Source organism: Psychromonas sp. 14N.309.X.WAT.B.A12, from assembly GCF_030397575.1.
Lineage (GTDB): Bacteria > Pseudomonadota > Gammaproteobacteria > Enterobacterales > Psychromonadaceae > Psychromonas.
Window position 1 is genome coordinate 23,139 of sequence record NZ_JAPNXS010000015.1, and the last position, 17,963, is coordinate 41,101.

Below are 17,963 nucleotides of genomic sequence, written 5' to 3' on the forward strand. Positions count from 1 at the left end.
GAAAGAAAAATATATTAAATAACGTTAAGATAAGTAACATCCCATAATGGGACACCCATCTAAAATAAATCCCAAAGTAGCCAATAAAAAAACGCCAGTTATTTTCACTACTGACGCTTCATAACAACACCTTAATTAACTTATAAAATCGACTAGGGTGCTTGCACAAGATTCATGTGATGTACTTTAATACCGTACTTTTCAATAATCTTTTTAGTCGCATTCATACTGGCGATCCTTTGTTCTGAATCTAAAGCCTCTTTCATCATAGCTTTATCGCTATAGCTATGTTGCATAATAAGCAGTACATTTTGATGATCTTCACTTTCTATGAATTCAGGCTTACTTAACACCACGCCAAGGCTATTTGGAAAGGTAGCAATAATAGGTACTACGACATTTTGCATATATTGATAAAAATCTTCTTTTTCAGCCGTTGTTAATTTAGCTTCAAAAAATGCTGTTCTTAAAATAGTCATTACTGAACTCCTTTCTCTAATAATTGTGTCGCAGTATTAACGATATTGCTCACCGTAAAACCAAACATCTCAAAAAGTTGCTCTGCAGGTGCCGACTCACCAAAGCTTATCATGCCGATCACTTGTCCATTCAACCCAACATACTTATACCAGTAGTCAGCAATACCAGCTTCAATGGCAATGCGCGCAGATATGTTTGATGGTAATACCTCCTCTCTATATGCAATTGACTGTTGATCAAAAACATCCGTAGATGGCATTGATACAACACGGACATTTTTGCCTGCTTCAGACAATTCAGTAGCAGCATCTACCGCAAGCTGCACTTCAGATCCTGTTGCAATCAGAATTAAGTCAGGTGTGCCTGTACAATCTTTCAATATATAAGCCCCCTTTGCGATGTTAGCGACTTGCTCTGCAGTTCGGGATTGTTGTACTAAGTTTTGTCGAGAGAAGATCAATGCAGAGGGAGCATCTTTACGTTCAATCGCTAACTTCCATGCCACAGCAGATTCCACCTGATCACAGGGTCTCCATGTGCTCATATTGGGAGTCATACGCAATGATGCGATTTGCTCAACGGGTTGATGTGTTGGACCATCTTCACCTAAACCAATCGAATCGTGGGTATATACTTGAATGTTTTGTACCTTCATTAATGCAGCCATACGCATTGCGTTACGCGCATACTCCATAAACATTAAAAAGGTCGCTCCATAAGCAATAAAACCACCATGTAATGCAATACCATTAATGATTGCAGTCATCGCAAATTCACGCACACCATAATGGATATAGTTACCTGAAGCATCATCACTGGTTAATGCTTTTGATTGTGACCACATTGTTAAGTTTGAAGGTGCTAAATCAGCGGATCCACCAGTTAATTCCGGTAACATCTTGGCATATACTTCCAAGGTATTTTGCGAGGCTTTACGTGAAGCGATATTGGCAGGGTTCGCTTGTAAACCATTAATAAAGTCATTCGTTGCTTGTTGCCAGTTCTCTGGTAAATCCCCTGCGATACGACGTTTAAACACACTGGCAAGCTCAGGGTATTGAGCAGCATAAGCTGCAAACTGTTCATTCCACTGTGCTTCTTTATCACATCCTGCTTGCTTAGCATTCCATTCAGAATAGATATCAGATGGTATTTCAAATGGGCCATGCTGCCAACCTAACTGTGCTTTACTTGCTGCAACTTCTTCCGCCCCAAGTGGTGCACCATGACAGTCATGTGTTCCTGCTTTATTAGGTGAGCCAAAACCGATAATAGTTTTAGTACAAATTAAAGTCGGACGCGGATCCAGTTTAGCAGCTTGAATAGCCGCATCGATTGCTTCACTATTGTGGCCATCAACGTCTGCGAACACATGCCAGCCGTAAGCTTCAAAACGTTTAACCGTATCATCGGTAAACCAGCCTTCCACCTCACCATCAATGGAGATACCATTATCATCCCAAAAGGCAATTAACTTACTTAAACCTAACACTCCAGCCAATGAACAAGCTTCATGAGAAATACCTTCCATCATGCAACCATCACCTAAAAAAACGTAGGTAAAATGGTCAACAATATCGTAATCAGGTTGGTTAAATTGTGCTGCCAGTGATTTTTCAGCTATTGCCATACCAACGGCATTAGCAATTCCCTGCCCTAATGGTCCGGTGGTTGTTTCAATACCTGGCGCGTAACCATATTCAGGGTGGCCAGGGGTTTTTGAGTGCAATTGACGAAAATTTTTCAACTCTTCAATGGGTAAGGAGTATCCGGTTAAATGAAGTAGTGAATAGATCAGCATAGAGCCATGACCATTTGATAAAACAAAACGATCACGATTACTCCACTGGGGATTCTGTGGGTTATGGTTTAAGTGCGAACGCCATAAAACTTCAGCAATATCTGCCATGCCCATTGGCGCACCAGGGTGCCCTGAATTAGCTTGTTGTACTGCATCCATACTTAACGCACGAATGGCATTAGAAAGTTGTTTACGATCCATTTTATTTACACCTTTAAGAGTTAGCGCTATTTTCGGTAAAAACGTAGCCCTGTTGTTCATATCATTAGCATTAAAAAAGGGAATCAATGATTCCCTTTAACTATTTTTTTTAGATCATAATCTTTCTGAAATCATGGCTTCAAGCTTGCCCTGGTCAATGGCAAAATTACGAATACCCTCAGCGAGCTTTTCAACTGCCATTGGGTCTTGGTTATGCTCCCATAGGAAGTCAGATTCACTCATTGCTGCTGGACGATCTTGTTGTGATGATGCGGGCTTTAATTTCACAACCACTTCACCTTCAGCTTGTTCCAATTGTTGTAATAGATCTGGGCTAATAGTTAATCGGTCGCAGCCTGCTAACTCTAAAATTTCACCGGTATTTCTAAAGCTTGCGCCCATCACTACAGTTTTGTAGTCATGCGCCTTGTAGTAGTCGTAAATTTTACTCACAGATAACACGCCAGGGTCTTCATTCGCAGCAAAGTCTTGTCCTTGTTTTGCTTTGTACCAATCCATAATACGTCCAACGAAGGGGGAGATTAAAAATACTCCTGCTTCAGCACAAGCACGTGCTTGAGCAAATGAAAACAACAGCGTTAAATTGCAATTTATACCTTCTTTCTCTAATTGTTCAGCGGCACGAATCCCCTGCCATGTGGAGGCTAATTTAATTAAGATACGATCATTATTAATGCCTGCATCGTTATACATTTTCATTAACTGGCGTGCTTTTAAAATACTGCCTTCAGTATCATAAGATAGGCGTGCATCCACTTCCGTTGAGATACGCCCTGGGATCACTTTAAGGATCTCTCTACCAATACTCACTGCTAACATATCACCAGCGGCTTGAATTTGGCTTTGTTTGTCATCCGACTGTGTTTTAGCATAACTAATGGCTTGGTCCATCAGTGCGGCATAGTCAGTTAACTGTGCTGCTTTTAAGATTAGAGAAGGGTTGGTAGTTGCATCTTGAGGCTGGTATTTTTGAATTGCTTGAATATCACCTGTATCAGCAACGACCACGGTTAATTTTTTGAGCTGTTCTAATTTATTCATCATTGATCTTCCATCGACTATGTTAAAGTGCAAAACCTGCGGCATTGGCAATCTCTTTTAATTTACTTCTTGCGGCTTTAATATCTTCTAACCACTGTTCGTTTTGCGCCCACATTTCAATCACTAATGGCGCGCTATAATCAATTTCTGCTAGGGTTTTAAAGATCGCAGTAAAGTCCACTTGTCCTTCACCAATCACCAAATCTCTAAACTGCCCTTTACAGGTTTCAGAAACACGTAAAGTATCTTTTAAATGTACTTGTACAATATGGTCACGAGATAGTTTTAATTCGGTGCACACATCATGATTCCAGCCAGTGATATTTCCTACATCTGGGTAAGCCATAAAGTAAGGAGAAGGAATTTCACGCTTTAACACTTCGAATTTACTCAAAGAATTTAAGTAAGGAGTATCCATGATTTCAACACCCAACATTATTCCAGCTCGCTCCGCCATCTTAGTTGCTTGCTGCATACCATCAATAAAACGTAGGTGGGTTTGTTCCGATTGCGCTTCATAATACACGTCATAACCAGCCATTTGGATACAGCGAATACCGAGCTTATAAGCAAGCGCAATGGCTTTTTCCATGATCACAAGGGACTCGCTTCGAATCGCTTCATCCATTGAACCAAATGGGAATTTACGATGTGCACTTAAACACATAGATTGCAAAGGCATCTCATGTTTTTCACAAAGGTGACGTAGAGCGTAGATCTCTTCATCACTCCAATCTAAACGAGCACGACGTTCATCCGTTTCATCAACCGATATTTCTACAAAGTCAAAGCCAGCTTGTTTAGCATTCACTAAACGCTCTTCCCACGTTAATGAGGTTGGCATTGCTTTTTCATAAATGCCTAAACGAAACTTATTATTTACATTAAACATACTAGGTCCTTAATAAAGTTGCTGCTCTATACGGGCAGTAAAGGATTGAATTTTTTGCGCTAAAGTTGGGTAGCTTATTTGCTTCATTTTTGGTGTTAATGAAGAGATACTAATGGCATATACAGGCGTGTTGAACTTATCAAAGATAGGCACTGCAACGCAGGAGATACCCGCTTCATTTTCTTCATCATCAATGGCATAACCTAATGCTTTAACTTTATCTAACGCCTCAAAAAACAGGTCTTTTTCTAAGATAGTATTCTCTGTTAATGCTTTCATAGTGCTCGCATTACGTTGCCAATATGCTTCCCTTACCATGTCAGAACTAAAGGCTAAGTAGCACTTCCCTGCCGCAGAGCAATACATTGGTGAATGTAATCCAACGTAGGTTCTGGTTCTGAAAGAGGCATTTTCTGGTTCAAATTTATCTTTAAAAACAATATTGTCAGCATCAAAAGAGAGGAAGTTAACGGTTTCATTAACCTCACCTAACAACTCAGATAAATAGGGTTTCACTATCCCTGTGACATCTGAATTCATCGCCGAATGACCAAGGTGAACTAACTTCATGGTTAATCGATACTCTTTACCTGAACTAAGTTGAGCAACATATCCTGCTTCTTCAAAGGTCGCTAATATGCGATGAGTAGAGGATTTGTTAAACCCAGTGCCTTCTGCAATATTTTGCAAAGAAGTGCCATTTGGAAACTGCCCTAAAAACTCTAAAACGACTAATGCTTTTGATAAGGATTTAATTTGCTCGCTCATACGCTTACGCCCAATATTTAGTGATTTGACGTGCAAATTGCCCAGCTATTTCAACACCGTTCTCACCTGCTAAGGCGCGCCCTGCAATAAAGGCTTTTACCGATATTTCCTGAAATAGATGTACATCTTCTGGCACAATGCCACCTGTAATAGACAGCTCGATTCCGAGGTCTGATAGGCTTTGCATTTTTTTCAAGTCGGCTTCCGTCCAATTTACGCCTGCCAACTCAGCATCACGAGAACGATGGTAGATAGCTTGTGTGATCCCCATCTCGACCCAATCTTTAGCATCATCTAGTGTCCAATGACCATATAATTCAATTTGTACTTCACCATTAAACTGATCGGTGACTTTTTTAGCTGAGCGAATGGTTTCTATGTGTGCAGCTGCACTCACTGTCACCCAATTTGCACCCGCTTGCATTGCCAACTTCGCTAAAATCGCACTGGCATCAGTGATTTTCATATCACATACAATAATATGCTCAGGGTATTTATTACGTAATGCTTGAACACTTTCCACACCATGTGCAAAAGCTAAAATAGTGCCCACTTCAATGACATCTAAATGGGCTGCGACATCTTCAACTGATGCTAAGGCAACTTCTAACTCTGTTGCATCTAATGCCATTTGTAATAAGGGTTTAGTCATTAATTTGCTCCTCAAACGTTTTAAATAGGCCTACTAATGTTTGATAATTTTCGAATTTTTTCTGTAAAGCCTGATAATTTTTTGGATTGGGATTAATGTGCTTGGTATCGGTAATAATATTATCCATACACTCACGGCTAGATGAATATTCACCCGCGCCTACCATGGCGACAATGGCGGCCCCTAATGATCCTGTTTCATCGATATCAGAGATTTCAACTTGCATCCCAGTTAAGTCAGCTAACATTTGCATCCAAGTGGAACAGGAAGCTGGGCCTCCAGTAACTTTGAGGGTATTGGCTTGTGGGAATCTTGCTCGCATTCTTTGTAAGTGGATATTGTGGCAAAAAATGATACCTTCCCAAATTGCTTGAATAATATGCGCTTTACTATGATGAGCTTGTAATCCATAAAACCCAGACTTCAAGCCTAAGCCCTGATTAGAGCCATATAAAAAAGGTACAAAATAGACGCTACTTTCTGCTACTTCTAAACCAGCTACTAGCGCTTCATTTTCTTCATGTTGTAACTCACCATCTGCATTTAAATATTCAGCAAACCACTCGTAATTACCCGCAGAAGTTGGGCTTGCTTCATGAATAATATATTCACCTTCAATGGCATAATGGCCATACACAAAATTATGCTCAGCTTGTGTAATTTGTTTAGTGATGCCTGAGGTGACCGCCCAGGTTCCCATTACATAATTCAGTGACTGCTCTTTTGCATCAATACCTGAACATAATGCGGTAGATACCACATCAAATAACCCTCCAAAAACAGGCGTTCCAAGTACTAACCCCGTTTCAGCTGCTACTTTTTCAGTGACTCTGCCGGCTAATTGGTCTGACTGAATTATCTTAGGTAAGGCATCCCACACTTCTTCGATATCAAACAGTTTCAGCAGACCCATGTCATAAGACCCAGTTTGAGCATTAAAGAAATTACTTTCTGACATGTTAGTAATTTCAGCGCCAACTTCCCCAGTAAAGCGATAGCGAAGATAATCATGCGCCATCATGATACTACCGATATTTGAATACACTTCTGGCTGGTTTTGTTTTATCCAATTAATGATTGAAACAGGATGCCCCGTCCATAAGGTTTGCAGGGTCTTAGGGTAGATTTTTTCCGGTAAACCTAATGCTAACCATTCCTTAACAATGCTCAGTGAACGTGAATCGGAAGACATAATTCCATGTCCTAAATTCTCTCCCTGTTTATCTAATAAATAGACACCCTTTCCCTGTGCGGAAATGCTGATGCCTTGAATATGTATAGCATTAACTCTTGTTATCCTTAACAGATCTTTAATCACCACTACTGCATCTTGCCACAGTGCATCTAAGTCTCTTTCCACCCAACCTTGCTGTTCATTAATCACACTCGCAGAGGTTCTGCTCAAGCCGATTTGAATACCTTTATTATCGTAAAGAGCAGCCTTCATAAACGTGCCGCCTGAATCTAATCCTATGTAATAATTCATGATGTTATTTCCAATAAATCGTTATGAATTTTAACCACCAGCTTACGTACCGTTTGCTGATCGCCATCTTGGATATTGGTGATATGCACAGTGTTAGGAGTAAATAGATAAAAACAGCCAGGTATTGCTTTAATGTAATTTAAATCAATACCTTGATACTCATAAAATAGAATATCTCGAGTCTCATTATAGGCTTCATGGACTTGATGTTCGCCACTATCCAAGGACCAAGCCATTGTCTCTTGACCAGCTAAAACGATCTGTAAATCAGAATGATATTGATGCACTTCTGGTTTAAAATCAGCCAGTGGTGATTTGTTGTACTCTAAAATAACAAACCACACTTTATTACTATCTAAGTTGCTGAAATGATGTCGCCCCAGTGCTAACGCATGTAAATCTAATTGCTCGAGTTCAGTTAAAATTTTGCCAACAATAGAAGGGTAGCTAGCAGTGATCTTATTTTGTTTAATATGTCCAATTAGCATCACTACTCCCTATGAAAATGTACTTAATAACAAGTCTGCTAACGCATCCTGATCATCATTGTCTGCGGTAATCAATTGCGCATGTTGCTGTACTTCCGGCTCTGCATTTCCCATAGCAACACCTAAGCCAGCTAGCTTTAGCATGGAGATATCATTATGATTATCACCAACGGCCACCATTGCTTTAACATCGATTTTTAAGTCAGCTGCATAGCGTGAGAGCGCATTGCCTTTGCTATTACCTTTATTGGCAAAGTCGAATCTATCTACCCAGGATTGCTCACCATTAAAGTGCGCTTGTACTAACTCTGTCTGTAAAAAATTTTCCAAGTCATTACCTTCAACAACAAACTTCCAGATATATTCAGCATCTTTCAGTGCATCAATAAAACTATCCACTTTAACGATGCTAGGTCGGTCTTCAACTGGGTAGCTATTAGCCCATTCCAATAGTTTTTCCATATACATAACAGGCTGTTGTCTCGAATACAGCATAGAGTCACGGCTATACATTACTAACTTCAACTTAAATTGATCGGCTAACCTGATAAACTTCAACGCATTCGCTTTATCAATTGAGTTTTCACTCAACACTTGCTGTGCCTGATAGTCATAAATATAAGTACCGTTACAGCAAATAATCGGAGTCGTTAACCCTAATTCTGCATGGTAAGGCTGTGCGGCAACATGATGACGCCCAGTAACAATCATCACATGATGGGTTTGCGAAATGGTTTGAATCGCCTGCTTTAATCTCGGGTTAATCGTATGTGCTGAGTTTAAAACAGTGCCATCTAAATCCAGTGCTAATAGTTTATACATAGCAGTTAACCTCTATTTCTGACCGTAATATGAGTTAGCGCCATGCTTACGAGAATAATGTTTATTTAATAAGGCAGGGTTAATCATAATATCTGCATTTAATACTCTAGTGCCCACTGCCATAGCTGATATCTCTTCTAATACAACGGCGTTATGTACTGCATCGAATGCATCTTTTCCCCATGAGAATGGTGCGTGGCCAGCGACGATAACCCCTGGGATTGCATTAGGATCAAGTTCACGTCTAGCAAACTCTTCGATAATTACCGTGCCTGTATTCTTCTCGTACTCTTCGGCGATCTCTTGATCACTTAATTGTCGAGTACAAGGTACATTGCCATAGAAGTAATCCGCGTGGGTGGTACCTAATGCAGGGATATCGATTCCAGCTTGTGCCCAGATAGTGGCATTTCTAGAATGGGTATGAACAATGCCACCAACCTCGGGAAAGGCTTTGTAAAGTTCGATATGTGTTGCCGTATCACTCGATGGATTAAGCTCACCTTCAAGACGATTACCTTCCAGGTCAATAATCACGATATGCTCTTCGGCTATTACATCGTATTCCACGCCTGAAGGTTTAATTGCGATAACGCCATTTTCTCTATCAATTTCAGACACATTACCCCAAGTAAAGGTCACTAATCCGTATTTAGGAAGTTGTAAATTAGCGTCTAAAACGCGTTTTTTTAATGCTTTAAATTGACTCATGTCTATTGCCTCTATTTAACACTAACAGACCAAATAATCGTGCCTAACAAGCAACTTGTTAGGCACCAACCACTTATTTTTCAGCAGCTTCTATTTTCTTAATCATTGAATCACCATTTTCTTCAATAAATGATGCCCATACTGGTTTAACTGCCTCTAAGAAGGCATCACTATCCACATCTCGGTTAACTTTCATGCCATGAGACTCTAGTTCTGCAATCATTTCGTCTTCTTTAGCAATGCTTAGCTTTCTTTGCATATCAACGGCTTCTTTAGAAACATCCATAATGACTTTTTGGTTTTCAGCACTTAGCTTATTGAATTTTTTAAGATTCATAGTTAGTACTAAAGGTGAGTAAGCATGCTGTGTCAGACTTAAGTATTTTTGTACTTCGTAAAATTTGAATGACAGCGTTACACCAATAGGATGATCTTGTGCATCAACAACACCTGTTTCTAATGCACTGTAAAGTTCAGCTACAGGAATTTGCTGAGGATTTGCTTTAAGTTCATTAAACATATCGTTTAGTGCTTTAGAACTATTCACCCTCATTTGTAACCCAACTAGGTCTTTTGGGGTGTGAATTGGTTGGCGATTATTGGTCACATTACGGTAACCACTTTCAGGGTAACCTAAACCTTTCACGCCTAATTTTTCCATTGACGTTAGGACCTCTTTACCAGGGCCACCATCCAACACTTTATAAGCCGTTTCACGGTTAGGGAACATAAACGGTAGTGTGAATGCTGCTGATTCAGGTAAAAAACCGGAATAGTTGTTAACACCGACCATAGAGAAATCTAGGATTCCAGAGCGCGTTCCATCAATCATTTGTTTGTCATTACCTAGTTGACCTTGTGGGAAGATATTAATTTTAATATCACCATTAGTGCGCGCTTCTACCTCTTTTTTAAAGAATAATGACATCGTTTGTTGTAAGTCTGATTCAGGGGCTGCATGCGCAAGCTTTAATGTGGTTTGTGCACTTACCGATGAACAAAAAGCAATCGTTGATGCAATCCCTACCATTTTAAAAAAGTTTTTCATTTTCTTCTCCTTGAGTGTTTTTAACCAATAACAAAAGCCATTGGCACAGTGATAATACTTGGGAATATTACGAATAAAGTTAATAGGGCCATATATGCAGCGATGAAAGGTAATACACCTTTTACCGATGTCGACATAGGGACTTTAGCAACTCCACACACCACGTTTAACACGGTGCCGACGGGAGGAGTAATCAGGCCAATAGAACAATTAATAACAAACATCAGGCCGAAATAAGTGGTATCAATGCCAGCCATTTTTACAATTGGCATAAGTAGCGGTACTAAGATAAGAATGGTTGGGCTTAGATCCATCACCATACCTACACATAACACCAGTAACATGATCACAGCCATCAATAATCGAGGGCTATCAACTAGCGGCCCTAACATGCCCGCTAGTTGTTGAGGTAATTGAGCGACAGTGATTAACCAAGCAGCCACCATTGCACAACCTACTAAGAACATCACCATAGCCGTTGAGCGGCCTGCACTAAGTAGTACTTTGTAGAAACCTTTTAGAGAGATTTCACGGTAGATAACCGTTGATACAAAAATCGCATACACAGCAGCAACAACAGCGGCCTCTGTAGGAGTAAAGATACCAAAACGAATACCACCAATAATGATGATTGGAAGGAACAGAGCCCAGATGCCATCTTTTAATGCGGCACGCTTCTCAGCTTTACTTGCTCTTTCTTTAATTTCTAAATCTTCTTTTCTAACCAGTAGGCTCCATACCAGCATTAGGGTTAACCCCATTAATAAGCCAGGTACAATACCGCCTAAGAACAGATTTTTAATGGAAATACCACCTGCAACTCCCACTAGAATAAGTGGTAATGAAGGCGGAATAACCGGTGCAATAATGCCACCTGACGCTAACAACCCCATCGAAGATCCTTCAGGGTATTTAGCTGCTTTCATCATTGGGTATAAAATACTTACCAATGCAGCCGCATCTGCAACAGCAGACCCCGATAAACCAGCAAGTAGCACTGAGGTTAAGATAGCTACGTACCCTAAACCACCCTTTCTATGTCCAACATAAGTGGTTGCGAGCCTTACTATTCTTTTAGATAAACCACCAGCCGACATCACTTCGCCTGCAACTAAAAAGAACGGAATAGCTAATAGAGTAAAGCTATCTACGCCGTTAATCAGGCCCTGAGCAAGAATGTCTGCACTAAATAAATCCATATGAAACATCAGTGCTATCGATGACAATAACAAGGCAAATGCAACAGGTAGACCTAATAGAATCGAGATAATTAATACTGATAAAAATATTGCTAAAACCATTATTTATTCTCCACTATCTTGAAGGTCACTTAACCAATCTGGATTGATGATACGAACCATTGCAATCAATCCCATTAACCCGCCAGATATAACACCAGCTAAGTAAAATAGAGCAGAAGGTAAGCCGGTAATTTGAGAGATGTCATTCCAGTTCGCCATCATTTGATTAAATGAACCTAGGTACAACATTCCCACTGCAACTAAAATAATTGCCCAACATAAACGTCTCAAGATAGGTACTAATTTAGGAAATAACTTTTCTGAAAACTCGGTCACAGCAAGGTGTTCACCGCGACGCAGTACGACTACTGCACCTAACATAACCACCCATACTAGACCTAAACGAGAAAGCTCGACCGAAGGACGTAGACCCGAGGAAAATCCATAACGTAAAACAACGTTAGTAAAAACCAGTACGATCATAAAAGACAAAATAGCTGCCATTAAAATATCGATACTATTCCAAATCCACTTAAGTGCGCTTCGCATAACATTCTCCTCACCTACATATCAACTACAGTGCTGTGATTTGATTCCAGATTTCATCATGAATCTCAATACCGCCGGCTTGTTTATGCTTGGCAATGAAATTATCAATCTCTGAACCCGCAATCATCACTGAACCTGTTTCTGCAGGCTCTGATGCTAAAACATAATCGCGGATACGTTTCATCTCAGCTGAGAATTGGTCTTTGTCCATAGTGCGACTTAAATCGATAGCGATTAAGAATTGAGAAACACCAAATTCTCCCCCCATATCATCAGTCAATGCAGGTACAGAGTTACCGCCAGTGATTGCCGTTAACATCATGTCTAACACAATAGACATTGATGACCCTTTCCAGAATCCCATTGGTAACAAGCGTTTGTTTTCCCATAACACATGTGGGTCACGAGTCAGTTCACCGTTATCATCAAAACCACCAACAACAGGCAGAGGTTTATCTGCTAATACAAAGTTTTGTAATTGACCATAAGAGAATTGACTCATAGAACAATCAACAACAACAGGTGGATCGCCCGCAATCGCCATAATAAGAGGGTTAGAACCAACACGATGATCCTTACCACCCCAAGCAGGCATAACAGCAATCGAATTTGTCGATGCAATACCAGCAAAACCCTGTCTAGCCATTTTTAATACGTAAGCTCCGCCACGCATCCAATGGTTAGAGTTACGCATACCAACCATACCAATACCGTATTCACGGGCTAACTCCATTGCTCGCTCAGAACAAATCAAGCCATTTAAAACACCAGGCCCGAAGTTACAATCCCACTGCTCAAGCGCCCCCATGCTATTAACACACTTAGGTACTTCATTAAGTTTAATTTGCCCTTTATCTACCTGTTCAATAAAAACAGGGAAGCGATTAATGCCATGTGAATAAGTACCTTCATTTGCCATTTCTACAAAACCAGCGGCTAATTTAGATGCCATTTCACCATCCATTTTTCTCGCTAATAAAATGCGTTCGTACTCTGCTTGTAATCTTTCTATTGCTACTAATGCCATTTCAGCCTCCAGTTTTAAATTCCACAATGCGAAATACAAGCTACCCTCAATTCCATTTTAGATCATCCAATAAAGAATAAATTTTAGACATTGAGCACAAATTGAGCTTTCTAGGTGTGATGTGTGAGACAAAAAGATTAATGATTTATGTCAATGTTTGCGGGTGATATTCAATCAGAAGAAGGTAAATCAAGAAGCTTGTTGAAGGCTAATATGATATATAAAAAATATTTTCCCTTAATGGGGAAGGTTATATTTCTTGCTTAAAACTTGGCTAATAATGAGCTAATTCTCAAAGTACTATAGGGTGGTAAACTGAAACGAATTGACCTAATACCTACTGAAGGAAAGTTTCCTAGGCACTTTGTAATCACACCAGACAGCGCGACTGTGATTGTTTCTAGTCAAGATTCAGGGAGTAGTAGGGGCATAAAATTTAGAAGCGGGTTGTAGCTATGGCAACTCAATCCTTTGATATTCCTACACGGAACGACATAGATTTTATTTAATAACGAACCATAACCACTGTGGTGGTTATCCAATCTTCACAGTGGTTAATATTCAGAAAATGATTAACTATCTTTATTTACCCCACTCAAAGATCTGCCATTCAGGATGTTTAAGTGCTTCTGCGGATAAGCGTTCACAAGGGTTCACTAAATACGCGTAATCGGCATATTCACATAATGGTAAATCATTAATTGAATCACTATAAAAGTGTATTTCATCAAAGGTATTAGCCTGCTCTGTTAGCCATGCCTGTAAGCGTAATATTTTCCCTTCGCGATAGGTTGCGATACCGGTGACTTGATTCAAATAGCAGCCATCTTTACTCACAAGCTCAATCCCTAACGCATCCTCTATCCCAATCGCTTGTGCCACTTTTTTCACAATAAAAGTCACTGTCGCTGAAATCACTAGGCAATTAATTCCATTCTCTTTTAGGGATTTAACTAAGGCTAGTGCCTCTGGGAAAACTAAAGGTAAGATATCAGAGCAAACAAATTCATCGACTAAACTATCTATCTCATCCTGTGGGATATGAGTGATAGGCGCTAGGGTATAAACAATATACTCCTCCATATCTAGCTCGCCTTTAGCATACTGTTCCATCAAGGCTTTATCGTTTTCTATATAATCAGGCTCAGTTACAACACCTTTTTTCACTAGGAATGCACTCCAGAGACTAGCGCAATCTCCGTTCACTAGAGTTTCATCCATATCAAAGATATGTAGTGGTTTACTCATATTATGCTCTCACCGGTTGTATTTCATTTAAGTTAAACATCAGTTCGAGGGAACTACCAGCTGCCATTAATCGCTCTGAAGAACGATTAAGCAGATCAACCGTTAAGGCTTTCTGCTCTACTTCAATGCTGTAACGAATGACATTACCTAATAACTGATGGGATAATACAGTGCCTTGTTTAGCTACTGATATATGATCGCCATATTGGCGCCCCGCTTCTCTGATATAAATAGACTCAGGGCGAATCGCGACCTTCTGTTGACTATCAAGATTAAACCACTGATTCGCTGTTTCAGCCTCAATCAAGTTGTAATGCCCCATAAAAGAAGCAACAAATTCATTAACCGGTTTAGTGTAAATATCCTCGGGTTTGCCTTGTTGCACTATCGCCCCTTCATTCATCAAAAAGATGCGGTCTGATAATAACATTGCTTCTTCTTGATCATGAGTAACAAACACTGTGGTGAGGTTTAACTCTCTTTGAATTTTTAATATTTGCAGGCGTAAGCTTTTACGGATTTTTGCGTCCAACGCAGATAGTGGCTCATCCAATAACAAAATACGAGGCTTCACTACCAAGGCTCGAGCGAGGGCAACACGTTGTCTTTGCCCACCAGATAGTTCACGAGGATAAAACTGCTCTTTACCGTCTAATTCAACAAGCTCAATCATGCTTTTTGCTTCAGCACGTGCTTTAGCTTTATTAATTCCTTTCATTTTTAGGCCAAAGGCAACATTGTCTAATACTGTCATATTCGGAAATAACGCATAAGACTGAAACACCATGCCTATTTCTCGGGATTGCGGTGCAGTATCAGTAATATTTTCTTGATCAACCCAAATTTCACCAGCATCAACCTGATTTAAGCCCGCTAAACTACGTAGCAAAGTCGATTTACCACAGCCGCTTGGCCCTAATAAGGTAATAAACTCACCTTTTTCAATAGTGAAATCAATCTCTTCAAAGACAGTAACATCACCAAAGTGTTTAGCCAATTGGCTAACTTTTACATAACTCATTATTCATTCCCTTTACTGAAACGGGTGGCTAGCCAAGTGCACACAAAAATAAAAGCAAAATAGGTCATCACTAAAGCCGAGGTAAAATGGCCACTGGTTTGGCGCATGTTATAGAGGTAGATTTGTAAGGTTTCGTAACGTGTTCCAACCAGAATATTCGCGAACACAAACTCACCTAATAAAAATGAGAAAGATAAGAATGTCGAAGCTAATAAGCCTTTCTTCAAATTAGGTAAGATAATCAACAAATACGCTTTTGTGGTACTCGCTCCTAATAAATGTGCAGCATCCACTAAATCCCTTAAGTTAATTGAGGTAAAGCTATTAGAGATAGCTCGATACATAAATGGCAAGGCAATAGTGAAATAGGTACCGATTAAGATCCACGGCGTACCAACCAGTTGTACCGAACTATCTGCATACAGCTGTAATAACCCTACTGAAGAAACCACTGGTGGCACCGCAAAAGGTAATAAAATTAAAATATTCATCACCTTATCTAGTGCAGGGTAATAGTAAAACACCACAAAAATCATAGGTAACACTAGCACCATGGCTAAAATCAACGATGAAATACAGATAAATAGCGAGCGCCCAAACGCTTCTAAGAATCGTGGGTCAGTTAATAACTGCGTATACCATTTAAAGGTAAAACCATCGGGCAACATAGTCGCGCCCCAACTAGAGGAAAAGGAATAAATTAAGGTCGCTAAAATGGGAATAAACAGTAGTCCCGATAGTCCATAAACAACACTTTTATGGAAAAATAAATTATTGTTATCCATGGTAACTCCTTGCAATTAACCATTGATTAACCGCTGTGATCACCGCGAGTAATAACATTAATAAGGCCGAAATAGCCGCTGCTAAATTTGGCTCTAAAAACAGATCCCCTGACACCAAACTCGCAATACGAATAGTCACCATGTTGTAGTTACCATTTGTTAACGCATAAACACTGGCGTAGGCACCAATGGCATTGGCAAATAAGATAATAAAAGTACCTAACAAAGCAGGTGAAAGAATGGGTAAGCCTATTTTCATCCAATATTGACGAGAACTTGCCCCTAATAGCTGTGACGCTTCATAGGCATCTTTTTTCAACGCATCAAAAGCAGGATAAAGTAGTAATGCACCTAATGGGATTTGAAAATAGATATAAAGTGCTAACAAACCAGATTTACTATATAAATCAAAGTCTCCTAGCAATCCCCACTGTCGTAATAATAGGGTGACAGCACCATTAGTGCCTAAAATAATAATAAAGGCAAAAGCCAATGGCACGCCTGAGAAGTTACTGCTCATATTAGTAAAAGCGACAATCGCATCACGTATTCTGCTATTGAGATGGCGTAATGATGACACTAATATCGCAGCTAAAATTAAACCAATAAAACTCGACCAAAAAGAGATCCAAAGGCTGTTACTAAAACCCTGTAAAATAAAAGCAGAATCAAATATCTCACTATAGTTTTCAATGGTCCATTCGCCATCGTAGATAAAACTATTGATTAATACCCAGATCATAGGGGCGATCTGAAATAGATAAAAGAAAGCAATAAAAGGCAGTAACCATAATACTGGTTTGTATTTACTCAATGTAAAAGTCCCTTGTTGCGTGGGCTTTGTAATGCTCATAAACGATCCTTCAATTAAGCCAACGCATCTTCACTAAATGCTTTCTGGTGCTCTAACTCTAATAACTCACAGACCAATCCACAAAGCTCAGTTTGTTTAATAGCAACATCAAGATGGCTAAAGCGATCTCCTATTAAATAGAGAGGTACTTCACGCTCTTCCACTAGAGTGCCACCATGTGATTTATCATTATTCATACCATGGTCACTGGTGATCAAAATTTGGTAACCTTCTTCAATCCAAGTAGGTAAGAAGTCAGATAAAAGAATATCTGCATGGCGAGCACTGTTTCTATATTCTGGAGAATCTAACCCAAATTTATGACCTGCATCATCGATATTCATGGAATGCACTAACAAAAAATCAGGGTCAAACTCTTGGCGTAAATACTCGGCATCTAACATCAATGCTTGATCGGGATAATGATCCCAATGATAAAAAACACCATGTTGAATTTGTAGACTTTCATTATGTGTATGACGGTCTCGAATTGCATCATAGGGTGATCGATTATATAGCTCACTGACCCAATGATAGGCTGCTGCTGCCGTTGTTTTACCTTGAGCTTGAGCCAAACTAAATACAGATTCAAACAGAGATCGACGCGTTACATTATTATGCACAATGCCACTTTCAATCGGTGTCACGCCAGTTAATATACATTCGTATAACGGGCGAGAAAGTGATGGTAGTTCGCTGTACAGCGAGTATTGAGTTGCTTTCTTGTACTCCACTAAACCATTTAAGTAGCCCAAACAATCTTGGGCTACTTTTAGGTTTAAGCCGTCAAGAACAACAAGAATAACCTTATCGTTCATTTGAGCCCCT

General features: G+C 39.7%; 20 protein-coding genes. 1 reads left to right on the plus strand and 19 read right to left on the minus strand.

What is annotated here, in order from left to right; translation table 11 throughout:
- Positions 1-152: 152 nt before the first annotated feature.
- From OW492_RS15850 to yiaK, 14 genes are all read right to left on the minus strand, one after another.
- Positions 153-479: a hypothetical protein gene (locus OW492_RS15850; protein ID WP_290041389.1), complete on the minus strand. Its 327-nt coding sequence runs from the start codon at positions 477-479 to the stop codon at positions 153-155.
- The gene (gene tkt / locus OW492_RS15855; protein ID WP_290041390.1) at positions 479-2,482 is read right to left on the minus strand and encodes a transketolase; all 2,004 of its coding nucleotides are present in this window, start codon (positions 2,480-2,482) and stop codon (positions 479-481) included. The genes OW492_RS15850 and tkt overlap by 1 nt, the downstream gene beginning before the upstream one ends.
- 114 nt (positions 2,483-2,596) lie before the next feature.
- Positions 2,597-3,547: a transaldolase gene (gene tal / locus OW492_RS15860; protein ID WP_290041391.1), complete on the minus strand. Its 951-nt coding sequence runs from the start codon at positions 3,545-3,547 to the stop codon at positions 2,597-2,599.
- Positions 3,548-3,566: 19 nt separating this feature from the next.
- Positions 3,567-4,436, minus strand: a complete 870-nt coding sequence (locus OW492_RS15865; protein ID WP_290041393.1) for an L-ribulose-5-phosphate 3-epimerase — start codon at positions 4,434-4,436, stop codon at positions 3,567-3,569.
- Positions 4,437-4,445: 9 nt separating this feature from the next.
- Entirely contained in the window at positions 4,446-5,204 is a 759-nt protein-coding gene (locus tag OW492_RS15870; protein WP_113817460.1) for an IclR family transcriptional regulator, read from the minus strand.
- 4 nt (positions 5,205-5,208) lie between these two features.
- Positions 5,209-5,856 carry a 3-keto-L-gulonate-6-phosphate decarboxylase UlaD gene (locus tag OW492_RS15875; RefSeq protein ID WP_290041395.1) on the minus strand — a complete coding sequence of 216 codons (648 nt, stop codon included), beginning with the start codon at positions 5,854-5,856 and terminating at the stop codon, positions 5,209-5,211.
- The gene (locus OW492_RS15880; protein ID WP_290041397.1) at positions 5,849-7,342 is read right to left on the minus strand and encodes an FGGY-family carbohydrate kinase; all 1,494 of its coding nucleotides are present in this window, start codon (positions 7,340-7,342) and stop codon (positions 5,849-5,851) included. The genes OW492_RS15875 and OW492_RS15880 overlap by 8 nt, the downstream gene beginning before the upstream one ends.
- Positions 7,339-7,830: a YhcH/YjgK/YiaL family protein gene (locus OW492_RS15885; RefSeq protein WP_290041399.1), complete on the minus strand. Its 492-nt coding sequence runs from the start codon at positions 7,828-7,830 to the stop codon at positions 7,339-7,341. The genes OW492_RS15880 and OW492_RS15885 overlap by 4 nt, the downstream gene beginning before the upstream one ends.
- A gap of 9 nt (positions 7,831-7,839) precedes the next feature.
- Positions 7,840-8,652 (minus strand): Cof-type HAD-IIB family hydrolase, encoded by an 813-nt coding sequence (locus OW492_RS15890; RefSeq protein WP_290041400.1) that lies wholly within the window; start codon positions 8,650-8,652, stop codon positions 7,840-7,842.
- 12 nt (positions 8,653-8,664) lie between these two features.
- On the minus strand, positions 8,665-9,363 hold the full coding sequence (locus OW492_RS15895) for an L-ribulose-5-phosphate 4-epimerase (protein ID WP_290041401.1): 699 nt from the start codon (positions 9,361-9,363) through the stop codon (positions 8,665-8,667).
- 73 nt (positions 9,364-9,436) lie between these two features.
- Positions 9,437-10,411, minus strand: a complete 975-nt coding sequence (locus tag OW492_RS15900) for a DctP family TRAP transporter solute-binding subunit (RefSeq protein ID WP_290041403.1) — start codon at positions 10,409-10,411, stop codon at positions 9,437-9,439.
- 20 nt (positions 10,412-10,431) lie between these two features.
- A complete protein-coding gene (locus OW492_RS15905; RefSeq protein ID WP_290041405.1) occupies positions 10,432-11,712 on the minus strand; it encodes a TRAP transporter large permease subunit in 1,281 nt (426 codons plus the stop codon).
- A 3-nt stretch (positions 11,713-11,715) separates the two neighbouring features.
- The gene (locus OW492_RS15910; protein ID WP_290041407.1) at positions 11,716-12,201 is read right to left on the minus strand and encodes a TRAP transporter small permease; all 486 of its coding nucleotides are present in this window, start codon (positions 12,199-12,201) and stop codon (positions 11,716-11,718) included.
- Between the two features lie 25 nt (positions 12,202-12,226).
- Positions 12,227-13,228, minus strand: coding sequence for a 3-dehydro-L-gulonate 2-dehydrogenase (gene yiaK, locus OW492_RS15915; RefSeq protein ID WP_290041409.1), 1,002 nt, complete (start codon positions 13,226-13,228; stop codon positions 12,227-12,229).
- A 315-nt stretch (positions 13,229-13,543) separates the two neighbouring features.
- On the opposite strand from yiaK, the gene OW492_RS17065 reads away from it, so the two are divergent.
- Positions 13,544-13,681, plus strand: coding sequence for a beta-propeller fold lactonase family protein (locus OW492_RS17065; protein WP_354669239.1), 138 nt, complete (start codon positions 13,544-13,546; stop codon positions 13,679-13,681).
- 129 nt (positions 13,682-13,810) lie between these two features.
- Here the strand turns inward: OW492_RS17065 and OW492_RS15920 are convergent, their stop codons facing one another.
- The 5 genes from OW492_RS15920 to OW492_RS15940 are packed head-to-tail and all read right to left on the minus strand — an operon-like array spanning position 13,811 to position 17,953.
- On the minus strand, positions 13,811-14,476 hold the full coding sequence (locus tag OW492_RS15920; RefSeq protein WP_290041410.1) for an HAD family hydrolase: 666 nt from the start codon (positions 14,474-14,476) through the stop codon (positions 13,811-13,813).
- Between the two features lies 1 nt (position 14,477).
- Positions 14,478-15,497, minus strand: a complete 1,020-nt coding sequence (locus OW492_RS15925; protein WP_290041412.1) for an ABC transporter ATP-binding protein — start codon at positions 15,495-15,497, stop codon at positions 14,478-14,480.
- Entirely contained in the window at positions 15,497-16,282 is a 786-nt protein-coding gene (locus tag OW492_RS15930; protein WP_290041413.1) for an ABC transporter permease, read from the minus strand. Before OW492_RS15930 ends, OW492_RS15925 begins: the two co-directional genes overlap by 1 nt.
- Complete coding sequence (locus tag OW492_RS15935; RefSeq protein ID WP_290041415.1) at positions 16,275-17,135, minus strand: ABC transporter permease subunit; 861 nt, start codon at positions 17,133-17,135, stop codon at positions 16,275-16,277. Before OW492_RS15935 ends, OW492_RS15930 begins: the two co-directional genes overlap by 8 nt.
- A 14-nt stretch (positions 17,136-17,149) precedes the next feature.
- Complete coding sequence (locus OW492_RS15940) at positions 17,150-17,953, minus strand: alkaline phosphatase family protein (protein WP_290041417.1); 804 nt, start codon at positions 17,951-17,953, stop codon at positions 17,150-17,152.
- Positions 17,954-17,963 lie beyond the last annotated feature (10 nt).